The sequence below is a fragment of the Mycobacterium sp. ST-F2 genome (genome assembly GCF_001905655.1).
GTDB lineage: Bacteria > Actinomycetota > Actinomycetes > Mycobacteriales > Mycobacteriaceae > Mycobacterium.
The window spans coordinates 35,571-59,663 of record NZ_JMHT01000032.1; the positions used below are offsets into that span (position 1 = coordinate 35,571).

The window sequence follows — 24,093 nt, forward strand, 5'->3', positions numbered from 1 at the left end:
CCTGCCTACGATAGGTTCATGCCTACAATTTCCACTGATCTTCTCAGCACCCATCGCGCGGCCGTCCTCGCCTCGGTCGACATTGTCAACGCCGTCGGCAGTTCCGACCTGACGCGACCAACCCCCTGCGCCGCTTGGGATTTGGCCGAACTACTGGCCCACATGACCGTCCAGCACCGCGGCTTCGCAGCCGCCGCCCGCGGCGGTGGTCAGGACCTCGCATTGTGGGATCCCGCAACGGTTCGCGACACGCACGACGCTGTCGGCGATTACGCCTCGGCGGCACAAGATGTATTGGATGCGTTCGCCGCCGCGGACCCCGAAAGCCAGTTCGCGCTGGTGGAAATGGGCACCTCGGTGCCGGCCGAGATGGCCGTCGGCTTCCATTTGATCGACTACCTGGTGCATGGCTGGGACGTCGCCGCCAGCCTCGGCATCCCCTTCACACCGAACGATGACGTCGTCGCCGCTGCGCTCCCCTTGACCCTGGCCGTGCCCGACGGGGACTTCCGCAGCATGCCCAATTCACCGTTCGGTCCGGCCCGTGATGGCCTGGCCACCAACGATTTCGATCACCTGCTTCGGCACCTCGGCCGCGACCCGCACTGGCGGGCCTAGCATTCGCCGAAACCGCATTACAGCAGACCGATACTCGACCTTCCCTGCGCCGAAGCAGCTTGGTCATTTCGCTCGAAAATTTGTCGTACCCCTCTGGTTTGATGGTGTCATGTCCAGCACCGCAACGGCTTTCGCTCCCGAGGCATCGCCGTGTGAGCGTCTGGATGCGTTCTTCGACGAGATCGGTGAGTTGACCGGGCAGCGCAATGCGATCGACGCGCGGTTGGTGGAGATCGTCGCCGAGATCGACCGTGACGGGTTGTGGGGCGCGACCGGTGCCCGGTCGCTCACGTCGTTGGTGGCGTGGAAGACCGGGGTGTCGCCGCGTAATGCGGAGGTCATGGTGGCGGTCGCGCACCGTCTGGAGGAGTTCCCGCGCTGCTCCGAGTCGATGCGTGAAGGCCGGTTGTCGTTGGATCAGGTCGGGGTGGTCGCCGAACATGCGGCCGACGGGTCGGATGAGCACTACGCGCAGTTCGCCGAAAGCGCCACCGTCACCCAGCTGCGGACGGCGGTGAAGCTGGAACCGCGACCGGAGCCCGAGCCGAAGCCTGAACCCGAACGGTCCATCGAAAAGACCACCCACGACGACGGGTCGACGACGTACACGATCCGGTTGCCGAAGCTGGAGGCCGCGAAGTTCGACGCCGCGTTGGCGTCGCATCAGGATGCGTTGGCCGCGGACTGGAAACGCAACCACGGCGCTGGGGAAACCGGTGAGCCCGTGTCCGAGCAGGTGCCGCCGTTCCCGAACCAGGTGGACGCGTTCATGAGCCTGGTCGACGCCGGCTGGGACTGTGATGTGGCGCGCCGCCCGCACGGTCAGCACACCACCGTCGTCGTGCATTTCGATCTTGAACGCGACCGCGCCGCACTGCATCTGGGCTCGGTACTCACCGACGACGAACGTCGACTGCTGTTGTGCGATGCGACGTGCGAGGTGTGGCTGGAGAAGCATGGGCAGCCGATCGGCGCCGGGCGTAGTACTCGCACCATCAGTCGCCGCCTGCGCCGGGCGCTGGAACACCGCGACCGGTGTTGCCGGGTGCCGGGGTGCGGGGCCACCCGGGGTCTGCATGTCCACCACGTAATCCATTGGGAGGACGGCGGGGAAACCGAACTGCACAACCTGGTGCTGGTGTGCCCGTATCACCACCGGTTGCACCACAAAGGCGGCATCACGATCACCGGCCCCGCCGACCGGCTCGTCATTACCGATGCCGCCGGACGACTGCTCACCAACAGATCGCTGGCACGCCCACCCACCACCCCGCCACCGGACGTGCCGCCGTGCCCCGGACCGACCGGCGAACGCGCCCAATGGTGGTGGTACCAACCATTCGAACCACCACCAACTGCAGCCGCCAACTAGACGTTGCCACTCGGCCGCACTACCTGTGCCGCGCCGATTCCTGCGCAAGTTGCATCCGTGACGTCAGCCCGAGTTTGTTGTAGACGTGCGTGAGGTGCGTCTGCACCGTGCGCGGTGACACGAAAAGTCTCGTGCCGATGTCCTTGTTGGACAGCCCCTCGTTGACGAGCCGCACGACGTCCAGCTCTGTCGGGGTGAGCGAGGCCCAGCCAGTCGCCGGGCGTTTACGTTCACCGCGACCGCGTTGGGCGTACGCGATCGCCTCGCCCCAGGACAGTGCGGCGCCTTCATCCCAAACCGATGCAAAGTCACTCTCGCCCAGGGCATCACGTAGCGCCGCGATCGACGCGTCATAGTCCGCTTGATAGATGCGGAAGCGAACCTCGCCGGTTCGTTGGCGCATGGCTGATGCTGCGCCGAAGAGCCTCACTGCTTCTCGTTGGTTGCCGGCGTCCGCGGCCACGGCCGCCAGGCAGTCGATGACGTCGGGAATGCCAAGCGCAGCTTGAACTTCGGCGCCACACACCAGCGCGGCGTGGAGGTCACGCTCGGCCTGTCCAAATTGACCCTGCGCCATGGCAACCCGTGAACGGAGCGTCAAGGCCACCATCTTGTGCCAGCCGTTTGTCGTGCCCACGGCGTCGTCGGCCAATCGAAGCGCCGTCGACAGGTCGCCTTCCGCGAGGGCTACCTGGACCATCGGCGCGATGAACGTCGCTGCGACGTCAGGTTGGAGACTCATATCTGGCCAACCTGCCCGGCTGGCAGCTGCGGCTGCGGCGACGTCGCCCGCGGCGAGTGCCGCATTCGTCACCGCGCAGTAGGCAACACCTAGATAGATCCCGCCCGCTTCCCCGGCAGCGTGGAGCGCATCGCGGCCCCCGGCGTCTGCTGCACAGATATCACCCCGATACGCCAGTGCCTGAACCTGCATTTGGAGGGCGATTGCTTTTGCAACGGCGTCTCCTACAGCGTCGGACTCGGCTGCGAGCTGACCAAATCGGCCGATCGCCTCAGTCAGGCCGCCGCGCCACATCTGAGCCCACGCCAGATACAAACGGCACATCCGCGAATCGAAGGGGCTACCGATCGCAATCGCGAGATCACGCCCCTCTTCGGCCGCCACGGAGATGGCCGTCGCGTCGCCCGCGACAAATGCACCGAGCCCCTGCCACGTGAGGATTTGGCTCAGTGTCCACTCATCGCCCAGCGCCCGGGCGAGGTCGACCGCCTCGGTGAAATACGGCACGGCGACCTCCGCCGTGAAACCACCGGTATAGCAGCAGGCCGTGAGCGCGCGGGCCGACACGACTCGGTCGCCCACTGCGCGAGCGATGTCCAAGGCCTGTTGGGCTGGACGGATGCTGTCCTCGACGCCCCACTCTCCCATCCAGGCGTGGATCAGGGCATTCTCGGCCAATGCGCGCGCTCGTACCGCCGCCGAGACAGCGGGGTCATCGCGAACGGCGTCGGCGATGACCGAATCGAACCAGGACATCCCCTCCCGGAGCCTCCCACGGCCCGTCCAGAGTCGTTGCAGCGACGAAGCGAGCACCAGTGCCGACTCTGTTTCGGATCGTTCGCGACTCCAGGCAAATGCCGCTCGCAAGTTGTCGATCTCAGTCTCTACTTGTGCAAGGAGCAGCGCGTTGGTTGTCCGCCCCGCCGTGTCAAGCTGGACAGCCAAAGCGTTGTAGTGGTCGCGGTGACGGGTACGGACCTCATCGGATTCCCCTGACTCACCCAGCTTTTCCAGCGCGTATTGGCGCACGGTCTCCAGCAGCCGATAACGCGTACGCCCCTCGGTGTCTTCCGCGACAACGAGTGACTTGTCGACCAGCAGCGTGAGCTGGTCCAGCACCTGGTAGCGCTGCAGCTCGCCGCCACCGGCGACAACTTGCGCGGCCTCGAGGTCGAAGCCGCCCAGGAATGCCGCCAGGCGGCGAAGAAGGACCCGTTCGGGTTCGGTCAGGAGCGCATGGGACCAATCCACCGAGGCGCGCAGCGTCTGCTGACGGCGCACCGCTGTGCGCGCACCACCGGTGAGCAGACGGAACCGATCATGAAGGCTCGCAACGATTTCGGCTAGCGACAACGCCCGTACCCGGGCGGCGGCGAGCTCGATTGCCAGCGGCATGCCGTCGAGACGCCGGCAGATCTCTGCCACCGCAACCGAGTTCTCCTCGGTGACAACGAAGTCGGGGCGCGCAAGGCGTGCGCGATCGGTGAACAATTCGACCGCCTCGTCGGCCAGCGACAGCGACGGCACCTGTCGTGTCACCTCTCCCGGCACCCCGATGGGTTCGCGGCTGGTGGCCAGCACTGTCACCGCCGGGCAGGACGCGAGGATCGCGATGACCAGTGTCGCGCTCGCATCGAGCAGATGCTCGCAGTTGTCCAGCACCACAAGCAGATTCCGGTCGCCGACGAAACGCAGCAGCGCGTCCATCGTCGAGCGCCCCGGCTGGTCCGGCAGACCCAGCGTGCGGGCAGCCGCGATCGGCACGACGTCCGGATCGGTGATCGGCGCGAGGTCGATGTAGCACACACCGTCACGCCAGTCCGGCGCCATGCGAGCCGCAACCTCGATCGCAAGCCGCGTCTTGCCCGCTCCACCGGCACCGGTCAGTGTCACCAGCCGGCTGTCGACAAGCAGTCGCGCCACGTCGGCCAGTTCCGCCTCACGGCCCACGAAGCTCGTCAGCTGTATCGGAAGATTCGCGGCACCAACGGCTTTGGCGGTGCGCAGCGGCGGGAAATCGTTTTGGAGATCGGGGTGGCACAGCTGCACCACTCGCTCAGGTCGCGGCAGGTCCCGCAGCGCATGAGTGCCCAGATCGATCAGAAATGCCTCCGCCGGGAGCCGATCGATGACCATGTCGCTGGTGGTGCCCGACAGCACCGTCTGGCCACCGTGCGCGAGGTCGCGCAGCCGCGCCGTCCGGTTGATGGTGGGGCCGGCGTAGTTGCCCTCGTCGCGCAGCTGAATGTCGCCGGTGTGCACGCCGATACGCAGCCGGATCGGCGCCACCGATGCCCGCTGCAACTCCAGCGCGCAGGCCACCGCGTCGCCGGCACGGGAGAACGCCGCGACGAAGCTGTCGCCCTCGCCTTGTTCAACGGGGCGCACCCCGCCATGGGCAGCGATGATGTCGGATATCCGGCGATCGAACTCAGCCACCGCGGCGGCCATCTCGTCCGGTTGGGTCTCCCACAGCCGTGTCGAGCCCTCGACGTCGGCCAGCAGCAACGTCACGGTTCCTGTCGGCAGCAACCCACTCACGGCCAGATCGCTCCAGTTCAACGGCATATCCGCTGGTGTTTCAATCTGGCTCATGCTAGCCAGCATCGCGCCGCGCCGGGCGCATTACATCAGCGCATGCGCGTAGAAAACGTCAGCGGTACTCGACCGTCACCGGTGCGTGATCGGACCAGCGCAGCGCATACGCCGCGGCCCGCTCCACCCGTGCCGCATGGGCCTTGGGCGCCAGCCTGGCGTTGGCCAGGTGGTAGTCGATGCGCCACCCGGCGTCATTGTCGAAGGCCTTGCCGCGCCATGACCACCAGCTGTACGGCCCGGCGACATCCGGGTGCAGCTCCCGCACCACGTCGGTCCAGCCTGAAGCCATCAGCTCGGCCAACCACTGCCGCTCGCTGGGCAGGAACCCGGACTTCTTGACGTTGGCCTTCCAGGCCTTGAGGTCCAGCTCCGTCGCGCAGATGTTCCAGTCACCACAGATCACGACGTCCCGGCGCTTGCGGCTCAGCTCGGCCATCCGGCCGGCCAGCGCGACCATGAAGCGTTCCTTCTCGACCTGCTTGTCGGTCTCCGCCTCACCAGTGGGCACGTACACGCTGGCGACCGTGGCACCGTCGGTGTCGGCCTCCAGGTACCGCCCGTGCGCGACGAATTCGCAGTCCGGCGTCAGTCCCACCCGCACCGCGGTGATCGGGGCCCGCGACAGCACGGCAACCCCGTTGCGGCCCTTGGCAGACGGTTCGGCCGACGCCAGGTGCCAGCCGGCGTCCAGCGCCGGCGCCAGGGCCTGCGTCAGCTGCGTGTCGTCGGCCCGGGTCTCCTGCAGGCAGATGACATCGGACTTTGTCTCGGCCAGCCACGGCAGCAACCCGAGGTTCTCCTCGGAGCGCTCTTTGACCGCGGCGCGGATGCCATTGACGTTGATGGTGGTGACGATCACGAAGCAGAACCTTAACGTCCGGGTACGACAGTGCACCCGGGGCAAGAGCGCCCCGGGTGCACGTCGTGCGCTATGCGATTACTCCTGAACGGAAGCCAGCGCCGCGTTGAAGGTGGCGCTCGGCCGCATCACGGCCGACGTCTTCTCCGGATCCGGCGCGTAGTAGCCACCGATGTCTGCCGGGCTGCCTTGCGCCGCAGCCAGTTCCGCGACGATCTTCTCCTCGTTCTCGGCCAGCGTCTTGGCCAGCGGGGCGAACTTGGCGGCCAGCTCGGCATCCTCGGTCTGCTTGGCCAGCTCCTGCGCCCAGTACATGGCCAGGTAGAACTGGCTGCCCCGGTTGTCCAGCTCACCGGTGCGGCGCGACGGACTCTTGTTCTCCTCCAACAGCTTTCCGGTCGCCGCGTCGAGGGTCTTGGCCAGCAGCAGCGCCCGGGCATCGTCGGTCTTGTTGCCCAGGTCGTCCAGGCTGGCGCCGAGGGCCAGGAACTCGCCCAACGAGTCCCAGCGCAGGTGGTTCTCTTCGACCAGCTGCTGCACGTGCTTGGGCGCCGAACCACCGGCGCCGGTCTCGTACAGGCCGCCGCCGGCCATCAGCGGCACGATCGACAGCATCTTGGCGCTGGTGCCCAGCTCCAGGATCGGGAAGAGGTCGGTGAGGTAGTCACGCAGGATGTTGCCGGTCGCGGCGATGGTGTCCTGACCGCGCATGGCCCGCTCGATGGTGTGCCGCATGGCGCGCTCCTGCGACATGACGGAGATATCGAGGCCCTCGGTGTCGTGGTCCTTGAGGTAGGTCGCGACCTTCTTGCGCAGTTCGGCCTCGTGCGGACGCTCCTGGTCCAGCCAGAACACCACGGGCATGCCGGAGAGCCGGGCGCGGGTGACGGCCAACTTGACCCAGTCCCGGATCGGCAGGTCCTTGACGACGGGCATGCGCCAGATGTCGCCCTCTTCGACGGCCGTGGTCAGCAGGACCTCGCCGGTATCGATGTCGACGATGTTGGCGACGCCGTCCTCGGGAATTTCGAAGGTCTTGTCGTGGCTGCCGTACTCCTCGGCCTTCTGCGCCATCAGACCGACGTTGGGCACGGTGCCCATGGTCCGAGGATCGAACTGGCCGTGCGTCTTACAGAAGTTGATGATCTCCTGGTACATCCGGGAGAACGTCGACTCGGGGTTGACGGCCTTGGTGTCCTTGAGCTTTCCGTCGGCGCCGTACATCTTGCCGCCGAGCCGGATCATGGCCGGCATCGAGGCGTCGACGATGACGTCGGACGGCGAGTGGAAGTTCGTGATGCCGCGGGCCGAGTCGACCATGGCCAGCTCGGGACGGTGCTCGTGGCACTTGTGCAGGTCGTCGACGATCTCGTCGTGCAGCGACTTGGGCAGCGTCGAAATCTTGTCGTACAGGTCCGAGAGCCCGTTGTTGACGTTGACACCCAGCTCGTCAAACAGCTTCTGGTGCTTGGCGAATGCGTCCTTGTAGAAGATGCGCACGGCGTGGCCGAAGACGATCGGGTGGCTGACCTTCATCATGGTCGCCTTGACGTGCAGGGAGAACATGACGCCCGTCTTGTAGGCGTCCTCCATCTGCTCCTCGTAGAACTGGATGAGCGCCTTCTTGCTCATGTACATCGAGTCGATGATGTCGCCGGCGTCCAGCTTGACCTCGGGCTTGAGCTCAATTGTCTTGCCGGTCTTGGTCTTCAGCACCATCTTCACCCGGCGGGCCTTGTCGAGCGTCATGGACTGCTCGCCGTGGTAGAAGTCGCCGGTCTTCATGGTGGCGACGTGCGTGCGGGAGGCCTGCGACCACTCACCCATGCTGTGCGGGTGCTTGCGGGCGTACTCCTTGACGGCCTTCGGCGCGCGACGGTCCGAGTTGCCTTCGCGCAGAACGGGGTTCACCGCGCTGCCGAGACACTTGCCGTAGCGATCCTTGATCGCCTTCTCTTCGTCGGTCTTCGGGTCGCCCGGGTAGTCGGGCAGGTTGTAGCCCTTCTCCTTGAGCTCCTTGATCGCGGCGACCAGCTGCGGCACCGAAGCGCTGATGTTCGGCAGCTTGATGATGTTGGTGTCCGGGAACTGGGTCAGCCGGCCCAGTTCGCCCAGGTTGTCGGGGACCTTCTGCTCATCGGTCAGGTAGTCGCTGAACTCGGCGAGGATGCGGGCCGCCACCGAGATGTCACTGGTCTGGACGTCGATGCCGGCGGCACCGGCGAAGGTGCGCACGACCGGCAGGAAGGCGTACGTCGCGAGCAGCGGCGCCTCGTCGGTCAACGTGTAGATGATGGATGGTTTCTCGCCACTCATGGTCACTCTCCCGGCGTCACGGACAGTACGTACGAAAATCTATGTCGAGTCCGGCGTCTGCACATGACTACCCCGTCGACGACGGATACGAAGTTACCGTGACCGGGACAACAAGCTTCCGGTGGACCGGCATCAGCGCACAGAACTGGATCGATACGGACAGACTGCGCGAACGCCGGCCGGCACCGACACGCCGTCTCCCACCCACCGGACGGCACCAGCTAGCAGATGCCGAGCTACTTGAGATACCCTCAGAACCGGTCATGAGTGCCAGCGTCAAGCCCCGGCTTGCTGGCCGGCAACCCTCCATCCGCGGTGGGGTGCCCCGGGAGACGACCAGGTTGAGCAAGCCGCACAGCGGCTGCGAGGCAAGCGCGGGTCCGCCACACGGACCCGGATGACTGGGTGAGTGGAGGCTTTCTATGCGTCGCTGTCTGTGATTCGTGCGAGTTCCCGCACCCATTCGTCGTACCTAAAAACTCACAGGAGACACCCCTAACATGACCACTGAGGCCATCGATCCCACCGCGCGCTGGAGCTTCGAGACGAAGCAGATCCACGCAGGTCAGAGCCCCGACAGCGCCACCAATGCCCGTGCGCTGCCGATCTACCAGACGACGTCGTACACGTTCCGCGACACCGACCACGCCGCCGCGCTCTTCGGGTTGGCCGAGCCGGGCAACATCTACACCCGCATCATGAACCCGACCACCGACGTGGTCGAGCAGCGCGTCGCCGCTCTCGAGGGCGGCGTGGCCGCGCTGTTCCTGTCGTCCGGACAGGCTGCCGCGACCTTCGCGATCCTCAACATCGCCGGCACCGGCGACCACGTCGTGGCCTCGCCCCGGCTGTATGGCGGCACCTACAACCTGCTGCACTACACGCTGCCCAAGCTCGGCGTCGACGTCAGCTTCGTCGCGGACCCCGACGATCTGGACTCGTGGCGCGCCGCCGTCCGGCCGAACACCAAGGCGTTCTTCGCCGAGACCATCTCCAACCCGAAGATCGACATCCTCGACATCCCGGGCGTCTCGGGCGTCGCGCACGACAACGGCGTGCCGCTGATCGTCGACAACACCGTCGCCACGCCGTACCTGATCCAGCCGCTGGCGCACGGCGCCGACATCGTCGTGCACTCGGCCACCAAGTACCTCGGCGGACACGGCTCGGCGATCGCCGGCGTCATCGTCGACGGTGGCAACTTCGACTGGACCAACGGCAAGTTCCCCGGTTTCACCGAGCCCGACCCGAGCTACCACGGTGTGGTGTTCGCCGACCTGGGCGCACCGGCCTACGCGCTCAAGGCGCGCGTGCAGTTGCTGCGCGATCTGGGCAGTGCCCTGGCGCCGTTCAACGCCTTCCTCATCGCGCAGGGATTGGAAACGCTGTCGCTGCGCGTTGAACGCCATGTGTCCAACGCGCAGAAGGTCGCCGAGTACCTGGAAGGCCGCCCCGACGTGCTCGCGGTGAACTACGCCGGCCTGCCGTCGTCGCCGTGGTACGAGCTGGGCCGCAAGCTGGCCCCCAAGGGCACCGGTGCGGTGCTGTCGTTCGAACTGACCGGCGGCGTCGAAGCGGGCAAGGCGTTCGTGAACGCGCTGACGCTGCACAGCCACGTCGCCAACATCGGTGACGTCCGGTCGCTGGTGATCCACCCGGCGTCGACGACGCACCAGCAGCTGACCGCCGAGGAGCAGCTGGCCTCCGGCGTCACCCCCGGCCTGGTGCGCCTGGCGGTCGGCATCGAGGGCATCGAGGACATCCTCGCCGACCTGGAGCAGGGTTTCGCTGCCGCCGGATCGGTGGGGGGTGCCGACCGAAAGGCGGCCTTGGTGTGACGATTATCGACGTGCCCGTGTCTGACGTATCCGCAGCGCCGCCGCTGCCCGCCGAGGGCGAGATCGGTGTGGTGAACATCGGCTCGCTGACATTGGAGAGCGGCGTCGTGCTGCCCGACGTGTCCATCGCGGTGCAGCGCTGGGGTCAGCTGTCCCCCACCGCCGACAACGTGGTGATGGTGCTGCACGCGCTGACCGGTGACTCCCACGTCACCGGTCCGGCCGGGCCCGACCATCCGACGGGCGGCTGGTGGGACGGCGTCGCGGGCCCGGGCGCGCCGATCGACACCGACCGCTGGTGCGCCATCGCCACCAACGTGCTCGGCGGCTGCCGCGGCTCCACGGGTCCGAGTTCGCTCGCTCCCGATGGAAAGCCCTGGGGCTCACGGTTTCCCGCCATCACCGTGCGCGACCAGGTGAACGCCGATCTGGCGGCCCTGGCCGCCCTCGGCATCACCCAGGTCGCCGCGGTTGTCGGTGGCTCGATGGGCGGCGCACGGGCGCTGGAATGGCTTGTGGGACACCCCGATACGGTGCGCGCCGGCCTCGTGCTGGCGGTCGGCGCCCGGGCCACCGCCGACCAGATCGGCACGCAGTGCGCCCAGGTCGCGGCCATCAAGGCCGACCCGAACTGGAACGGCGGCGACTACTACCTGACGGGGCGCACGCCGGACGACGGCATCCAGATCGCCCGCCGGTTCGCGCATCTGACCTACCGCGGCGAGAAGGAACTCGACGACCGGTTCCGCAACACCGCGCAGAACCATGAAAAGAGTTCTGCCGATGGCCTTTACGCCGTCGAGAGCTACCTGGAGTACCAGGGCCGCAAGCTGGCCGCACGGTTCGACGCCGGCACCTACGTGGCGCTGACGGACGCGCTGAGCAGTCACGACGTCGGGCGTGGGCGCGGTGGAGTCGCAGCGGCGTTGCGGTCTTGTCCGGTCCCGGTGATCGTCGGAGGCATCACCTCCGACCGGCTGTATCCCATTCGGCTGCAAGAGGAACTGGCCACCTTCCTGCCGAATTGTCCGGGCCTCGAGGTCATCGAGTCCGACTACGGCCACGACGGCTTCCTGGTCGAGACCGACAAGGTGGGTCTGCTGATCCGCCAGACACTGGATTTGGCCTCGCGGTGACGGGCGAACGCTCACTGTCCTTCGGAGAGCAGGCCGCCGCCTACGAGCGGGGGCGGCCGTCGTATCCGCCGGAGTCCATCAACTGGCTGCTGCCCACGGGGGCCGTCGACGTGCTCGACCTCGGCGCCGGCACCGGCAAGCTGACCGTCCGGCTGGCTGAGCGCGGACTGACGGTGACGGCCGTCGACCCCATCCCCGAGATGCTCGAGGTGCTCAGCGGGTCGCTGCCATCGGTGCCGGCACTGCTCGGCACAGCCGAGGAAATCCCGTTGCCCGACAACAGTGTTGACGCGGTACTGGTGGCGCAGGCCTGGCACTGGTTCGATCCGGAGCGGGCCGCCGCCGAAGTGGCCCGGGTGTTGCGACCGGGCGGTCGCCTGGGCCTGGTGTGGAACATCCGCGACGAGCGCCTGGGCTGGGTCAAGGAACTGAACCGCATCATCGGCTGCGAGCACGACCCGTCCGCCGACTCACTGTGCGGCGATTTCACCGACATCGAGACGCACCGCTTCGAGTGGACGAGTTACCTGACGCCGCAAGCGCTTCTGGACCTCGTCGCGTCCCGGAGCTACTGCATCACCTCACCCGCCGACGTGCGGCGCAAGGTGTTGGGCGAGGTGCGCGAGCTGCTGAACACACACCCGGCGCTGGCCAACAGCGCCGGCCTGGCACTGCCGTACGTGACGCACTGCGTGCGGGCGACGCTGGCCTAGGCACCCGGTTCGCCGGGAGCCAGAAATGTTCCGATGACCGCGGTGCCCGGGCCGACCCGCGCCCCAGGCCCGGGAACCGCGGTCGTCGACAGCGCCTCGAGTTCCCCGCCACATTCGGCGCAGACGGTCTTCGCCGTTGTGACACAGCCGCATTCGTCATGAACCAGTAGCGCCGGAGGCCCGGCATCCCCGGCGGTCCATCTGTCTCCCCAGGCGAGCAGGCTGACGATCACCGGGTAGAGGTCGCGGCCCTTGTCGGTGAGGATGTATTCGAAACGCGTTGGCGCGCTCTGATATTGGCGCCGTTCGACTACCGCGTGGCGCTCGAGGTCGTCGAGGCGCGCGGCCAGGACGTTCGAGGCGATGCCCAGATCGCGGCGGAGGTCCTCGAACCGCGTCATGCCCGCGAACAGGTCCCGCAGCACCAGGGCCGTCCACCGTTGGCCCACCACGTCGAGCGTCCGCGCGATCGAACAGGAAATGTCGCCAAAGGACTGTTTGGACACTCGGCCAGGTTAGTCCATTGCTTTCTGCAATGGACTCTGTTTAGGTGAATTGCAAATAGCAAGTGACCCGCAGGGGGTTCTGATGACGACCAGCACCGATTCCGTCGCGACGTTCTGCGCGGCGACCCGCAGCGGCGACGTCGACCGCTTCATCGCCACCCTCGCGCCCGACGCGGAGCTGATCTCTCCACTGTCCGGACGCATGGTGTTCCGCGGCCGGGACGATCTTCGCGTCCTGCTGACCGCGGTCTACGCCGGGATGCGAAACCTGGAGTGGGAGAATGTCATCGGCGACGGCCCCACACGCGTCGCCGTGAGCCGCGGACGTATCGCCGGCCTCACCATCACCGATGCCCTGGTGTTCGAACTCGACGATGCGGGGTTGATCCGCCGGCTGCGCCCGCACCTGCGGCCATGGCTTGCGGTGACGATCTTCGCCCTACTGCTCGGCCCCAGGCTCGCCGCCCACCCGGGCGTCGCGCGGCGCGCGCTCAGGCACTGATCTCAGCCGGACCGAACCAGCGCTCCAGGGCCGCACGTAGGTCCTCGGCATCCGCCGCGGCGAAAGCGTCTGCGGCCCAGGCGACATAGCCGTCAGGCCGGATCAGCATGGCAGCGGGCCCGTCGGCCATGGCGGCGACCACCGTGTCGACGCGGCGGTCCCACGGCGCGGCGACCGCGGCCACCACACCCCCGGACAGGTCGAGCACCACGCCCCGGCCACCGTGCAGCAGGTCGGTGAGCCGACGCCCGTCGTCCAACGCCTCGTCCGGCACCATGAATCCCGTCAGCCGGTGTGAAGTGTCACCCATCTCGTAGCGAACGTCCGCACCCGCCAGTAGTCCGGCCATGTGGGCGGTGACATCGGGCAGCTGGAAGAGTTCACCGAGCAGCGTGCGCAAGGCGCGTACCTCGGGCCCTGGCGCGGTGAGCGCGATCTGGGCCAGTGAGTGCATCATGACGCGCTCGCCGACCGGATAGCGCTCGGACTCATAGGTGTCGATCAATTCCTCAGGTGCCCAGCCATTGATGACGGCAGCCAGCTTCCAGCCCAGGTTCAAGGTGTCCTGCAGACCGAGGTTCAGCCCGGGACCGCCCATTGCCGAATGCACATGTGCGGCATCACCGATCAGCAGGATCCGGCCGGACCGGTAGGCGTCGGCCTGCCGGGTGTTCTGGCCGTCGATGCGGCGCATCGCGAACGGCCCGGGTCCGGTCGGCAGGTCGAACGGCACGTCGACCCCGAGCACTCGGCGCAGGCTCTGCCGGAGTTCGTCATACGTCAACTCCCCCGGCGCGTCATCGGGCAGGGAGCCGAACTCGAGGGTGCCCAGCATCGGCGGATCTCCGTGGGCCTCGAAGAAGATCACCATTCCGGTGTCATAGCGGTTGTGCCCGAACGGAATCCGTCCGAATCCGGGTACATCGAGCTCGCCGTCGGGGCCGCGGAACCCGTCGGCGATGCGCACGTGCGCCAACCGGGCCACCGTCGGCGACGTGTGTCCGGGAAAGCCGATGCCCGACTGCTTGCGGACGGTGCTGCGCCCACCGTCGGCACCCACCAGCCAATCGGCCTCCAGCACATAGGCGGCGTCGGGTGCGGCCACGTCAACGGTGACGCCGTTGGGCCCGGCCGACAGCGCGGTCACGGTATGCCCCCACCGCACCTCAACCCCGAGAGCCTGGGCCCGCTCGTACAGCAACTGGACCAACCGGGGCTGCTTCATCAGCAGCGCCCGCATCGGATTGCTTTCGACGCCAACAAAATTCAGCGACAGGCCGGAGAATATCCAGCCGTAGGCAGGTGCCGGAGGGCTGGGGTCGCCCGTGAACGCCTGGTAGAGGCCACGCATGTCGAGCTGCCGGATCACCTGTCCGACAAGGCCGTTGGCCTTGGGCTCATCGCCGGGCCCGGGCAGCGCGTCGAGCACGACCGGTTTGACGCCGGCGAGGGCGAGTTCGCAGGCCATCATCAGTCCATTCGGTCCGGCGCCGGAGATCACGACATCAGCGGGCATGCTCACTCCTTCGTTCTGTTCGGTTCAGGCAGTCCCGCGATGACGGCATCGAAACCCGCGCGCATCAGCTGGGTGATGGACACCGGCGGATCGGCGTTGGCGTACGCCTCCATCGCGGTGTCCCCGATGGCGCGGACCACGGCCACCACCAGGCGCGGGTACATGTCGTCGGGGCCGAGGCCCGTTCGCTCGGCGATGGCCGCCACCCAGTCCTGGTAGAGGATCTGCGGCACCGCATTGCGAACCTCGGTTCGCATCAGCAGTTTTCGGACTTCGACGAGTTCGCGGCGGTCCGGGATGAGATCGGCACCCGTGATGTCGACCATCTCTTCTTCCAGCGTGCCCGTCACGGCCACGATGATCGACGTCCACAGCGGTTCGTCGGCCGGCCGCGACCGGAACGTCGTAACACTGCGCTGCATCCGCTCGGCAATGCGATAAGCCAGCGCCTCGTACTTGCCACTGAAGTAGTTGTTGAACGTCCGCAGGGACACTCCCGCCAGCGCCGCGATCTCCTCGCGAGTGACGGCGTCCAGTCCGCCGCGGTCGAACGCCAGCTGCAGCGCCGCGTCACTGAGTGCCCGGCGGGTGTCGAGCTTCTTCCGTTCGCGCAGACCAGTTGTGGCCGATTCGGGCATGCCGCCACCGTACAGATAATTTTGCACGTCGGGCAAGTTTGCCTAGCGGGCACTTTTGAGCGATTTGTGCACGGTTTTCCGCGGTGACCGCGGAAAACCGTGCACAAAACCCCGTGGATCAGAAGGCGTAGACGCCGAACCGGCCCCAGGAGACGAACAACGCCAGGCCCAGCAGTACGACGTTGATGGCCACGTTCGGGTACTCCTTGCGACGGCCGTGCGTGACGATCGCGCCGACCATGACCGCCGCGAGGCCGACGGCGGCCAGCGGGGTGAGCACCGGGAGGATGTGCACCAGCGGCGGCACGATCAGGCCGATCGCACCGGCCACTTCGGCCGCGCCGATCCCGCGGATGGCGTTCGGGTCCACATCCGCAAGTCCGCCCAGCCCCTGCGCAACCAGCTTCTCCTTGGGCAGAACCAGCTTCATGACGCCGCTTCCGACGAAGACGAAAGCCAGTACGACGGCGACGATCCACAGCGCAGTGTTCATGTTGAGCTCCTCGGGTGATGTGGGGGCAAGCCTGAAACCAATAAACGGACTTTAGTCCGATTTATTTCCACATCGCATGCCGAGGAACTAGGCAGTCCCCAACGGGTTGATGGTCCACGCCACGTACAACATCACGGCGCTGACCGAGGCCGTCGTCGCGACGTCGATGATCCGGCTGCGCACGACGAGCAGGCCGGCGCGGTCATCGGCCAGGAGCAGCCGCATGACCGCCGCGAGCCCGACGCCGATGGCCATCACCAGTGCGCCGCGGCGCCAGTAGCCACCGATCACGAGCGCGAACGCGACGACGAAGAACACGCCCACCGACAGGATCGGCCATTGGCCGCGGAGCACTTTTCCCGTCGCTCCACTCGCCTCGGCTACCTTGCGGGCGAATTCCTTTGCCGTCAAGACAGTTTCGCCTCTTCCGCCTCGACCACATTGGCCAGCAGGAAGGCCCGGGTCAGCGGTCCGACGCCGCCGGGGTTCGGCGAGATGGCACCGGCCACCTCCCACACATCGGGGTGCACGTCACCGGCGAGCTTGCCGTCGACCCGGCTGACGCCCACGTCGACGACGGCCGCGCCCGGCTTGACCATGTCAGCGGTCAGCATGTGCGGTACACCGACGGCGGCAATGATGATGTCGGCCTGGCGGGTCAGCGCCGGCAGGTCACGAGTTCCCGTGTGGCACAACGTCACTGTCGCGTTCTCCGAACGCCGGGTGAGCAGCAGCCCCATCGGCCGGCCCACGGTGACGCCGCGGCCGATCACCACGACGTGCGCGCCGGCGATCGGTACCTCGAAACGGCGCAGCAGGTGCACGATGCCGCGCGGCGTGCACGGCAACGGTGCGGGCTCATTGAGGACCAGCCGACCCAGGTTGGTCGGGTGCAGCCCGTCGGCGTCCTTGTCGGGGTCGATGCGTTCCAGCGCGGCGTTCTCGTCGAGATGCTTGGGCAGCGGCAACTGCACGATGTAGCCCGTGCACTCCGGGTTGGCGTTCAGCTCGTCGATGACGGCGTTCAGCTCGGCCTGGCTGATGTCGGCGGGCAGGTCCCGGCGGATCGAGTTGATCCCGACCTTGGCGCAGTCGGCGTGCTTGCCGCGCACGTAGGCGTGCGACCCCGGGTCGTCGCCGACCAGCACAGTGCCCAGACCCGGCGTCCGGCCGGCAGCGGTCAGCGCCGCCACCCGCTTGGTCAGGTCAGTGAAGATCTCGTCGCGTGTGGCCTTGCCGTCCAGCGTGATTGCACCCACGGCGAACATTGTGTCAGGCCCGCAGGAACTGCCGTTGACACCACCCAGGTGACCGGCAAGCCCTACTGACGCGGCTGGTCCCGAGGAAAGTCCCCGGCAACCGATAGAGTTGCCTTCGATGACTGGACCAGCCGCACTGCCAGCGCTAACCGTTCGCCATGACGCCACCACGCGTACGTTTGCCCCGGGAAACGATGTCGTCGTCGGCCGCGATCTGCGCGCCGACTTCCGCGTCGCCCACCCACTGATCTCGCGCGCGCACCTGATGCTGCGCTTCGATCACGGCCGCTGGGTCGCCGTCGACAACGGCAGCCTCAACGGCATGTACGTCAACGGGCAGCGTGTTCCGGCCGCTGATCTGCACAACGGCTCGGCGCTGAACATGGGTAACCCCGATGGGCCGCTGCTGACCTTCGAGGTCGGCCAGCACCTGGGCCCGGCCGGCACGCCGCCGACGACGTCCATGCCCGTCACCCCGACACCGTCGACCAACAACCGGCCCAGCGCGACCTGGCCCAGCCAGCAGCCGTACACGCCGCCATCGGCGGCACAGCAGCGTTACCCGAGCGGGCCGCCGACCTTCAGCCCGTCGGGTCCGCAGCCGCAATATCCGAGCGGGCCGCAGCCCCAGTACCCGAGCGGGCCGCAGCAGCAATACGGTCAGCCGCGCTACCCGACCGCGCCGCAGCAGTACGCGCCGCCGTCTGCGCCCCTGTCGCGGCCGGCGCCGGCGCAGGTCGCACCTGCTCGTGAAGAGTCGAGTTCACCGGCCACGCAGTTCGGGCCGACCGCCGTGGCACGGCCCAGCGAGAACAACCTCGGCACGACGATGCTCAAGATCCTGCGGCCCGGCCGCAACGCCGAGGTGCCGGCGGGGGCCATCAAGATCGGTCGCGGCACCGACAACGACATCGTCATCCCCGACGTCCTGGCATCGCGACACCACGCGACCTTGGTTCCGTCTGCGGGCGGCGGCGCCCAGATCATCGACAACCGCAGCATCAACGGCACCTTCGTCAACGGCCAGCGGGTCGAAGAGGCGATGCTCCGCGACGGCGACACCGTCACCATCGGTAACGTCGACCTCGTCTACAGCGGTGGCACCCTGGCCCGCCGCACCGTCACCACCGCGGACACCCGCACCGGTGGGCTCGAGGTCCACGGCCTGACGTGGACCATCGAGGGCAACAAGACCCTGCTGAACAACATCTCGCTGGACGCCCGCCCCGGCACGCTGACCGCGGTGATCGGCCCGTCGGGCGCCGGCAAGTCGACGTTCTCCAAGCAGGTCGCCGGCCTGACGCATCCGACCAGTGGCACCGTCACGTTCGAGGGCCACGACATCCATGCCGAGTACGCCTCGCTGCGGTCCCGAATCGGCATGGTGCCGCAGGACGATGTGGTGCACGGTTCGTTGACCGTCCGGCAGGCCCTGATGTACGCCGCCGAGCTGCGGCTGCCACCGGACACCACGAAGGAAGACCGCGAGCAGGTCGTCATGCAGGTGCTCGAAGAGCTCGAGATGACGAAGCATCTGGACACCCGGGTGGAGAAACTCTCCGGCGGTCAGCGCAAGCGTGCTTCGGTGGCGCTCGAGCTGCTGACCGGGCCGTCGTTGCTGATCCTGGATGAGCCGACGTCCGGTCTGGACCCGGCGCTGGACCGCCAGGTGATGACCATGCTGCGCCAGCTGGCCGATGCCGGTCGTGTGGTTCTGGTGGTCACGCACTCGCTGACCTACCTGGACGTCTGCGATCAGGTGCTGCTGTTGGCACCGGGCGGCATGACGGCCTTCTGCGGCCCGCCGAGCCAGATCGGTCCCGAACTGGGCACCACCAACTGGGCCGACATTTTCTCGTCGGTTGCCGGCGATCCGGAAGCGGCCCACCAACGATTCCTGGAACGCTCCGGCCCGCCGCCGCCGCAGCCACCCGCGGCAACACCGGCAGACCTGGGTGCGCCGGCGAAGACGTCGCTGCTGCGCCAGTTCTCCACCATCGCCCGACGACAGGTGAAGCTGGTCCTGGCCGACCGCGCCTACACCGCGTTCCTGCTGTTCTTGCCGTTCATCATGGGCGTGCTGTCACTGTCGGTGCCCGGCGGCGGCCCGAACAAGTCCAGCGTGGGCTTCGGCAAACCGCTCCCGGCCGGCCCGCCTGATTTCGGCGCCGCGCCGAGCGAGCCGGGCCAGATCCTGGTGATGATGAACGTCGGCGCCATCTTCATGGGCACCGCACTGACCATTCGCGCTCTGATCGGTGAGCGGGCGATCTTCCGTCGGGAACAGGCCGTCGGCCTCTCGACCACCGCGTACCTGGCGGCCAAGATCGCGGTGTTCACCGCATTCGCTGTTGTCCAGTCCTCGATCGTGGTGGCCATCACGATCCTGGGTAAGGGCTGGGGTGCGGGCGCAGTCACCAACGGCGCGGTGATACCCAGTCGCAACATCGAGATGTTCATCGATATCTCGATGACGTGTGTGGCCGCCGCCATGACGGGTCTGGCACTGTCCGGTTTGGCCAAATCTGCCGAGCAGATCATGCCGTTGCTGGTCGTGGCGGTGATGAGCCAGTTGGTGTTCTCCGGCGGTTTGATTCCGGTGACCGGCCGCGTCGTGCTCGATCAGTTGTCGTGGCTCACCCCGGCACGGTGGGGTTTCGCGTCGTCGTCGTCGACCATCGATCTGACCAGATTGGTGCCCGAGCCGCTGCTGCCCAATGACAAGTTCTGGCATCACACCACCGGCGCGTGGTGGTTCGACATCGGTGCCCTCGTGCTGCTGTCGGCATGCTATCTCGGCTTCGTGCGCTGGAGGATTCGCCTCAAGGCCGACTAAGGCGTGTAGACGGTGACGGTTTCGTTCGGGCCGGCCACCGCATCACTGCCGGAGCCGACGGCGCTGGCGTTGCTGTCGGGGCCATTGGCCGTGGCGGTATTGAAGTACCCGGGGCCGGCGAAGGCAGTGCTGTTGTCGCCGTTGACAATTGCCAGGTTGTGGTAGGAACCGAAGGCTGTGGCGGTGCTGTTGTCACCGTCGACGTAGGCCCCGTTGGTAGAACCGTGGCCGGCTTCGCCGAGGTTGCTATTTCCGTCTATCGACACAAAATTGGCGACGTCACCGCCACCGAAGCCGGCGTGCGCCTCGTTGCCGTCACCGTAGATCTTCACGCCACTGTTACTGCCCTGGACGGTGGCGACATTGTTGTCACCGACGATGGTGCTTTCGCTGCCGTGCACCTGTGCGTCATAGCCGGAGCTGTTCACGGTGAGCGTGTTGTTGTCGCCTTCCACCACCGTCTGGTTATGGCTGCCGAACACCACGACGTTGTTGTTGTCACCTGTCACATCGGCCGACGCGGCGTGGTCGGCATCGGCGTCCTGGCTGCCGTGGACCGCCACAGTGTTGTCTGACCCGAGCACCTGTACAGCCGACTGGCCGTAGGCCGACACCGTGTTGTCACTCCCAAGTGCCGCAGCGTGAGAGTTGTCGTCCACGGCGGACACCGTGTTGTTGGTCCCATTCGCAATGGCCACACTGTGCTCGCCAGACGCAGTGGCCGTGTTGTCGAACCCGACCGCGGAGGCGAAGCTCTCGTCCCCGGAGGCGATCGCGGTGTTGCCGGAACCGGCGGCGACCGCGGCGCTGCCGTCGCCGCTGGCAATCGCCTTGTTGGGCTTACTCGCGCAATCACACCGTCCCGCATCGGCAATGGCACTGGCCCCATCACCCCTGGCGAACGCCTTCGACCCGCCCGAGGCAATCGCGGTCGCGTCGATACCCTGCGCCCTGGCCACCGAACCCTTGCCGTCGGATGTCGCGGTGGCCGTGCCCCTTTCGACTCGCACCACCCCGTTGGTGGCGACGGCCATGTTCTGCCCGGGCGCAGTACGTCGGGGAGTCCGTGGTCGGCGGCGAATCCGACGTCGGTGACGCAGCATCTGACGACGAAGAGGCCGGCTTGGCCGCGGCGATACCGGGTGTCGCCATCAGTGCCACCCCGATACCCAACGCAGCGGCCAACGCGCCGACCCGTCCAATGCAGCTGGCATGCCTCATGATTCACTCCTCGCCTGCATCGCAACGCCGACGGTTGCCCTGGGTCGAAAGATAAGTCCGGCGAGAGTGAGATTCTGAGGTAAGGCTGTACCCCAGTTGCCTAGTCCAGCTAGGTTCCTGGGGTACAGGACCGCTTAGGTCAGGACGACAGGTCAGGACGACAGGTCCAGGCCATGGGCAACGGCGTAGGCAATGGCCTGGTCGACGTCGATCCGGGCGCCCCGCAGCCCGGCGGTGGTCCAGAACGTCGCATCAGTGCGGGCCGAGCGCAGATCGGCTTGCTCGAACTTCGCGTCCTGCACCCGCGCGCCGCGTAGATCGGCGGCGCGTAGCACGGCCTTGCGCAGGTCGGTGCCGACGAGCGAGGCCTCGGACAGCCGGCAGTCGGTCAGATCCACCGCACGGAGATCGCAACCGGCCAGTACCGCGAGCCGCAGGTCCACCTCGACCATGGTGATGGGCCGCATCGAGCACTCGGTGAACGTCGACCCCAACAAGGTGCAGTGCCGGAAGGTACTGTGTGCCAACGAGGTTCGCCGGAAGGTGCAGTTGCGGAATGCCGAGCCGGAGTGCTCGGACTCGGTGAGGTCGACGCCACTGAAGTCACAGTCGGTGAAGACGACCCGCTCGGTGCGCAGCCGGCTCAGGTCCCCGTCGTATTCGTCGCGAAAGACGACTCCGGTGAATTCCGTATCTTGCCAGTGCTCGTCGGGAACCGTCACGAGTTCGTACGATAGCCCGATGGCCGACCTGGCACGCCCCGCTGACCACCTGTCGAGACGCGGCTTCCTCACACTGACCGCCGCCGGACTCGCCGCGTCACTGAACACCCCGATTGCCCTGGCCGACAACGGCAAACTGATCGACTTCACCCATCTACAGGTGCCCGTGGACCAGGTCGTCGCCGCGGGCTACACCGGCGTCATCGTCTACGTGTCGGAGCTCCGGCCGGGTGCGACCTTCGACTTCAAGCCCGTCGCCCGCAACTACACCGATGCGCTGCGTGCCGCGGGTCTGCACGTCGTGAGCGTCTACCAGTACGGCAAGCCGGGCTGGGTGAACAGCCCCTCGGACTTCACGCGCGGCTTCGACGGCGGGGTGGCCGACGCTCGCACCGCCCTTCGACTGCATGGTGCAGCCGGCGGACCGGACACCGCGCCGATCTTCTTCAGTGTCGACGAGGACGTCTCGGCCGACACGTGGAAAAACGTTGCGCTGCAATGGTTCAAGGGCATCAACTCAGTGCTGGGCGTTCAGCGCACCGGCATCTACGGCGGCGCCAGGCAGGTCACCTGGGCGGCCGACGACGGCGTGATCGGCCGGTCCACCACGCCGGGCCACAGCTGGGCCTGGCAGACGCGCGCCTGGTCCGGCGGCGCCCGCGCGCCGATGGCCGTGCTGTACCAGGCGACCGTGGTGACGGCTTCCGACCCGGGCACCATGATCGGTGACTACCACGTCGACGAGGACGACATCCTCGCGGCCGATTACGGCCAGTGGGACCTGCCCCGCTAAACCGGGGTACCCAGCCGGGTCAGTGCGTATTCGGTGACGGTGATCAGCGCGTCGCGCGCCGACTGCCGCTGCCGCGCATCGACGGTGACCACCGGGATGTGGTCGGGCAGCGCCAGTGCCTGACGGACCGCGTGGCCGGGATGCCGTGGTGCGCCGTCGAATTCGTTGACCGCGATGATGAACGGCAAACCGCGTGCCTCGAAGAAGTCGACGGCGGCGAAGCTGTCCTGCAGCCGGCGCACGTCGACCAGGATGATCGCGCCGATGGCACCGCGCACCAGGTCGTCCCACATGAACCAGAAGCGACGCTGCCCCGGCGTGCCGAACAGGTACAGCACCAGGTCGTCGGCGAGCGTGATGCGGCCGAAGTCCATGGCGACCGTGGTGGTGTTCTTGTCGGGCGTGCCCGCGAGCGCGTCGACCCCTGCCGAGGCGTTGGTGACGATGGCCTCGGTGCGCAGCGGCATGATCTCGGAGACCGCGCCGACGAACGTCGTCTTACCGGCACCGAACCCACCCGAGATGACGATCTTCGTCGACGCGGGGGCGTGCCGGTCAGAGAGCCCGCGGGAGGCCGGAGGCCGATCAGAGAGCCCGAAGCCCACGCAACGTCCTCCCAATCAAGTCGCGCCTGTCGTCGACGTTGGTCGTCGTGCCGAGCGTGGCGTGTACTTGAAGATAGCCCTGCGTGACGAGGTCGCCGATCAGCACACGCGCAACACCGAGTGGTATTGCCAACTTTGCCGCGACCTCGGCCACGGAGGGCCGGGTGGAACCGAGTTTGAGGATCTCGCCGCGGACGTCGTTGCCGGGCCAGAGCGCTGCCGGGGCGGCCGCCAGCGGGAAGATCGGCGCCTCCATGGGCAGCTCGACCTCGGTGGTGGTGCGGCCCGCGGTCAGCGTGTAGGGCCGCACCAGGCTGGGCTGCTCCGTGGTGAACGCGGACTCCCAGGCGTCAGATGTCGGCTCCATATGTGTCCCTACCGGGTCCGATTTGTCGGCACCGCCGACGACGTCCTGCGCGCGGACTGGACGACGGTCCCCACCCGTTCGACGAGGATCGCCATCTCGTAGCCGATCTGGCCGATGTCGCACGAACGGGTCGCCAGCGTCGCGAGGTTGGACCCGTCACCGACGCGCATCAGCAGCAGGTAGCCGTGTTCCATCTCGACCACCGACTGCAGCACGTGCCCGCCGTCGAACAGCTGGGACGCGCCCGTGGCCAGGCTCGCCAGCCCGGAGGCGACGGCAGCGAGTTGGTCGGCACGCTCGGTCGGCATCCGCGAACTCGCGGCCATCAGCAGCCCGTCGGCCGAGACCAGAATGGCGTGCGCCACCCCGGACACCTCGTCGGCGAATTTCGTGACGAGCCAGTCAAGTGACTCGCGCTGCGTGGCCCGCGTCATCGCCGGTCC

The 24,093-nt window shown here is 67.1% G+C and carries 22 protein-coding genes and 1 riboswitch; of the genes, 8 read left to right on the top strand and 14 right to left on the bottom strand.

The genetic code is table 11. The features are described from left to right. Positions 1–18: 18 nt before the first annotated feature. On the top strand, positions 19–618 hold the full coding sequence (locus tag EB75_RS13630; protein ID WP_073695919.1) for a TIGR03086 family metal-binding protein: 600 nt from the start codon (positions 19–21) through the stop codon (positions 616–618). 109 nt (positions 619–727) lie between these two features. Next, on the top strand, positions 728–1,990 hold the full coding sequence (locus EB75_RS13635) for an HNH endonuclease signature motif containing protein (protein ID WP_073695920.1): 1,263 nt from the start codon (positions 728–730) through the stop codon (positions 1,988–1,990). A 19-nt stretch (positions 1,991–2,009) separates the two neighbouring features. Here the strand turns inward: EB75_RS13635 and EB75_RS13640 are convergent, their stop codons facing one another. From EB75_RS13640 to EB75_RS13650, 3 genes are all read right to left on the bottom strand, one after another. Further along, entirely contained in the window at positions 2,010–5,273 is a 3,264-nt protein-coding gene (locus EB75_RS13640) for a helix-turn-helix transcriptional regulator (protein ID WP_073695943.1), read from the bottom strand. Between the two features lie 112 nt (positions 5,274–5,385). Continuing rightward, the gene (locus EB75_RS13645) at positions 5,386–6,189 is read right to left on the bottom strand and encodes an exodeoxyribonuclease III (RefSeq protein ID WP_073695921.1); all 804 of its coding nucleotides are present in this window, start codon (positions 6,187–6,189) and stop codon (positions 5,386–5,388) included. 78 nt (positions 6,190–6,267) lie between these two features. Continuing rightward, positions 6,268–8,505, bottom strand: coding sequence for an NADP-dependent isocitrate dehydrogenase (locus EB75_RS13650; RefSeq protein WP_073695922.1), 2,238 nt, complete (start codon positions 8,503–8,505; stop codon positions 6,268–6,270). A 259-nt stretch (positions 8,506–8,764) separates the two neighbouring features. Beyond that, positions 8,765–8,886: riboswitch (SAM riboswitch) on the top strand. A 119-nt stretch (positions 8,887–9,005) separates the two neighbouring features. Between EB75_RS13650 and EB75_RS13655 the strand changes: the two genes are divergently transcribed. From EB75_RS13655 to EB75_RS13665, 3 genes are read left to right on the top strand one after another with little or no spacing between them, the layout of a single operon-like run. Further along, positions 9,006–10,343 (top strand): bifunctional o-acetylhomoserine/o-acetylserine sulfhydrylase, encoded by a 1,338-nt coding sequence (locus EB75_RS13655; protein WP_073695923.1) that lies wholly within the window; start codon positions 9,006–9,008, stop codon positions 10,341–10,343. Next, a complete protein-coding gene (metX, locus tag EB75_RS13660) occupies positions 10,340–11,479 on the top strand; it encodes a homoserine O-acetyltransferase MetX (protein ID WP_073695924.1) in 1,140 nt (379 codons plus the stop codon). Before EB75_RS13655 ends, metX begins: the two co-directional genes overlap by 4 nt. Continuing rightward, on the top strand, positions 11,476–12,192 hold the full coding sequence (locus EB75_RS13665; RefSeq protein ID WP_073695925.1) for a class I SAM-dependent methyltransferase: 717 nt from the start codon (positions 11,476–11,478) through the stop codon (positions 12,190–12,192). The genes metX and EB75_RS13665 overlap by 4 nt, the downstream gene beginning before the upstream one ends. Here EB75_RS13665 and EB75_RS13670 read toward each other — a convergent pair. Next, positions 12,189–12,698, bottom strand: coding sequence for a winged helix-turn-helix transcriptional regulator (locus EB75_RS13670; RefSeq protein WP_073695926.1), 510 nt, complete (start codon positions 12,696–12,698; stop codon positions 12,189–12,191). The genes EB75_RS13665 and EB75_RS13670 overlap by 4 nt on opposite strands. Before the next feature lie 82 nt (positions 12,699–12,780). Here EB75_RS13670 and EB75_RS13675 point away from each other — a divergent pair, with 82 nt between their 5' ends. Further along, positions 12,781–13,200: a nuclear transport factor 2 family protein gene (locus EB75_RS13675; RefSeq protein ID WP_073695927.1), complete on the top strand. Its 420-nt coding sequence runs from the start codon at positions 12,781–12,783 to the stop codon at positions 13,198–13,200. Here the strand turns inward: EB75_RS13675 and EB75_RS13680 are convergent. The 5 genes from EB75_RS13680 to EB75_RS13700 form a co-directional block, all read right to left on the bottom strand. Further along, the gene (locus EB75_RS13680; protein ID WP_073695928.1) at positions 13,190–14,716 is read right to left on the bottom strand and encodes an FAD-dependent monooxygenase; all 1,527 of its coding nucleotides are present in this window, start codon (positions 14,714–14,716) and stop codon (positions 13,190–13,192) included. The two genes, EB75_RS13675 and EB75_RS13680, sit on opposite strands and share 11 nt — an antisense overlap. Before the next feature lie 2 nt (positions 14,717–14,718). After that, positions 14,719–15,354 (bottom strand): TetR/AcrR family transcriptional regulator, encoded by a 636-nt coding sequence (locus tag EB75_RS13685; RefSeq protein ID WP_073695944.1) that lies wholly within the window; start codon positions 15,352–15,354, stop codon positions 14,719–14,721. 118 nt (positions 15,355–15,472) lie between these two features. Next, complete coding sequence (locus EB75_RS13690) at positions 15,473–15,847, bottom strand: DoxX family protein (protein WP_073695929.1); 375 nt, start codon at positions 15,845–15,847, stop codon at positions 15,473–15,475. An 87-nt stretch (positions 15,848–15,934) separates the two neighbouring features. Continuing rightward, a complete protein-coding gene (locus EB75_RS13695; RefSeq protein WP_502689371.1) occupies positions 15,935–16,258 on the bottom strand; it encodes a DUF3017 domain-containing protein in 324 nt (107 codons plus the stop codon). Beyond that, complete coding sequence (locus EB75_RS13700; RefSeq protein ID WP_073695945.1) at positions 16,255–17,106, bottom strand: bifunctional methylenetetrahydrofolate dehydrogenase/methenyltetrahydrofolate cyclohydrolase; 852 nt, start codon at positions 17,104–17,106, stop codon at positions 16,255–16,257. Before EB75_RS13700 ends, EB75_RS13695 begins: the two co-directional genes overlap by 4 nt. A 118-nt stretch (positions 17,107–17,224) precedes the next feature. Here EB75_RS13700 and EB75_RS13705 point away from each other — a divergent pair, with 118 nt between their 5' ends. Continuing rightward, positions 17,225–19,942 (top strand): FHA domain-containing protein, encoded by a 2,718-nt coding sequence (locus tag EB75_RS13705; protein WP_073695931.1) that lies wholly within the window; start codon positions 17,225–17,227, stop codon positions 19,940–19,942. Here the strand turns inward: EB75_RS13705 and EB75_RS13710 are convergent. Beyond that, positions 19,939–20,976, bottom strand: a complete 1,038-nt coding sequence (locus EB75_RS13710; RefSeq protein WP_073695932.1) for a DUF3060 domain-containing protein — start codon at positions 20,974–20,976, stop codon at positions 19,939–19,941. The two genes, EB75_RS13705 and EB75_RS13710, sit on opposite strands and share 4 nt — an antisense overlap. A 339-nt stretch (positions 20,977–21,315) precedes the next feature. Beyond that, positions 21,316–21,885, bottom strand: coding sequence for a pentapeptide repeat-containing protein (locus EB75_RS13715; protein WP_073695933.1), 570 nt, complete (start codon positions 21,883–21,885; stop codon positions 21,316–21,318). 19 nt (positions 21,886–21,904) lie between these two features. Here EB75_RS13715 and EB75_RS13720 point away from each other — a divergent pair, with 19 nt between their 5' ends. Then, the gene (locus tag EB75_RS13720) at positions 21,905–22,678 is read left to right on the top strand and encodes a DUF1906 domain-containing protein (RefSeq protein ID WP_073695934.1); all 774 of its coding nucleotides are present in this window, start codon (positions 21,905–21,907) and stop codon (positions 22,676–22,678) included. Here the strand turns inward: EB75_RS13720 and EB75_RS13725 are convergent. The 3 genes from EB75_RS13725 to EB75_RS13735 are packed head-to-tail and all read right to left on the bottom strand — an operon-like array spanning position 22,675 to position 24,084. Further along, complete coding sequence (locus EB75_RS13725; protein ID WP_502689372.1) at positions 22,675–23,283, bottom strand: GTP-binding protein; 609 nt, start codon at positions 23,281–23,283, stop codon at positions 22,675–22,677. The two genes, EB75_RS13720 and EB75_RS13725, sit on opposite strands and share 4 nt — an antisense overlap. Beyond that, positions 23,264–23,650: a DUF742 domain-containing protein gene (locus EB75_RS13730; RefSeq protein ID WP_073695935.1), complete on the bottom strand. Its 387-nt coding sequence runs from the start codon at positions 23,648–23,650 to the stop codon at positions 23,264–23,266. Before EB75_RS13730 ends, EB75_RS13725 begins: the two co-directional genes overlap by 20 nt. A gap of 8 nt (positions 23,651–23,658) precedes the next feature. Further along, positions 23,659–24,084 carry a roadblock/LC7 domain-containing protein gene (locus tag EB75_RS13735; protein ID WP_073695936.1) on the bottom strand — a complete coding sequence of 142 codons (426 nt, stop codon included), beginning with the start codon at positions 24,082–24,084 and terminating at the stop codon, positions 23,659–23,661. Positions 24,085–24,093: the final 9 nt, after the last annotated feature.

Coding starts and splice junctions, on each gene's coding strand:
- EB75_RS13630 (WP_073695919.1), top strand. CDS start 19: ATGCCTACAATTTCCACTGATCTTCTCAGCACCCATCGCGCGGCCGTC.
- EB75_RS13680 (WP_073695928.1), bottom strand. CDS start 14,716: ATGCCCGCTGATGTCGTGATCTCCGGCGCCGGACCGAATGGACTGATG.
- EB75_RS13710 (WP_073695932.1), bottom strand. CDS start 20,976: ATGGCCGTCGCCACCAACGGGGTGGTGCGAGTCGAAAGGGGCACGGCC.
- EB75_RS13650 (WP_073695922.1), bottom strand. CDS start 8,505: ATGAGTGGCGAGAAACCATCCATCATCTACACGTTGACCGACGAGGCG.
- EB75_RS13730 (WP_073695935.1), bottom strand. CDS start 23,650: ATGGAGCCGACATCTGACGCCTGGGAGTCCGCGTTCACCACGGAGCAG.
- EB75_RS13675 (WP_073695927.1), top strand. CDS start 12,781: ATGACGACCAGCACCGATTCCGTCGCGACGTTCTGCGCGGCGACCCGC.
- EB75_RS13720 (WP_073695934.1), top strand. CDS start 21,905: ATGGCCGACCTGGCACGCCCCGCTGACCACCTGTCGAGACGCGGCTTC.
- EB75_RS13705 (WP_073695931.1), top strand. CDS start 17,225: ATGACTGGACCAGCCGCACTGCCAGCGCTAACCGTTCGCCATGACGCC.
- EB75_RS13690 (WP_073695929.1), bottom strand. CDS start 15,847: ATGAACACTGCGCTGTGGATCGTCGCCGTCGTACTGGCTTTCGTCTTC.
- EB75_RS13655 (WP_073695923.1), top strand. CDS start 9,006: ATGACCACTGAGGCCATCGATCCCACCGCGCGCTGGAGCTTCGAGACG.
- EB75_RS13735 (WP_073695936.1), bottom strand. CDS start 24,084: ATGACGCGGGCCACGCAGCGCGAGTCACTTGACTGGCTCGTCACGAAA.
- EB75_RS13685 (WP_073695944.1), bottom strand. CDS start 15,354: ATGCCCGAATCGGCCACAACTGGTCTGCGCGAACGGAAGAAGCTCGAC.
- EB75_RS13635 (WP_073695920.1), top strand. CDS start 728: ATGTCCAGCACCGCAACGGCTTTCGCTCCCGAGGCATCGCCGTGTGAG.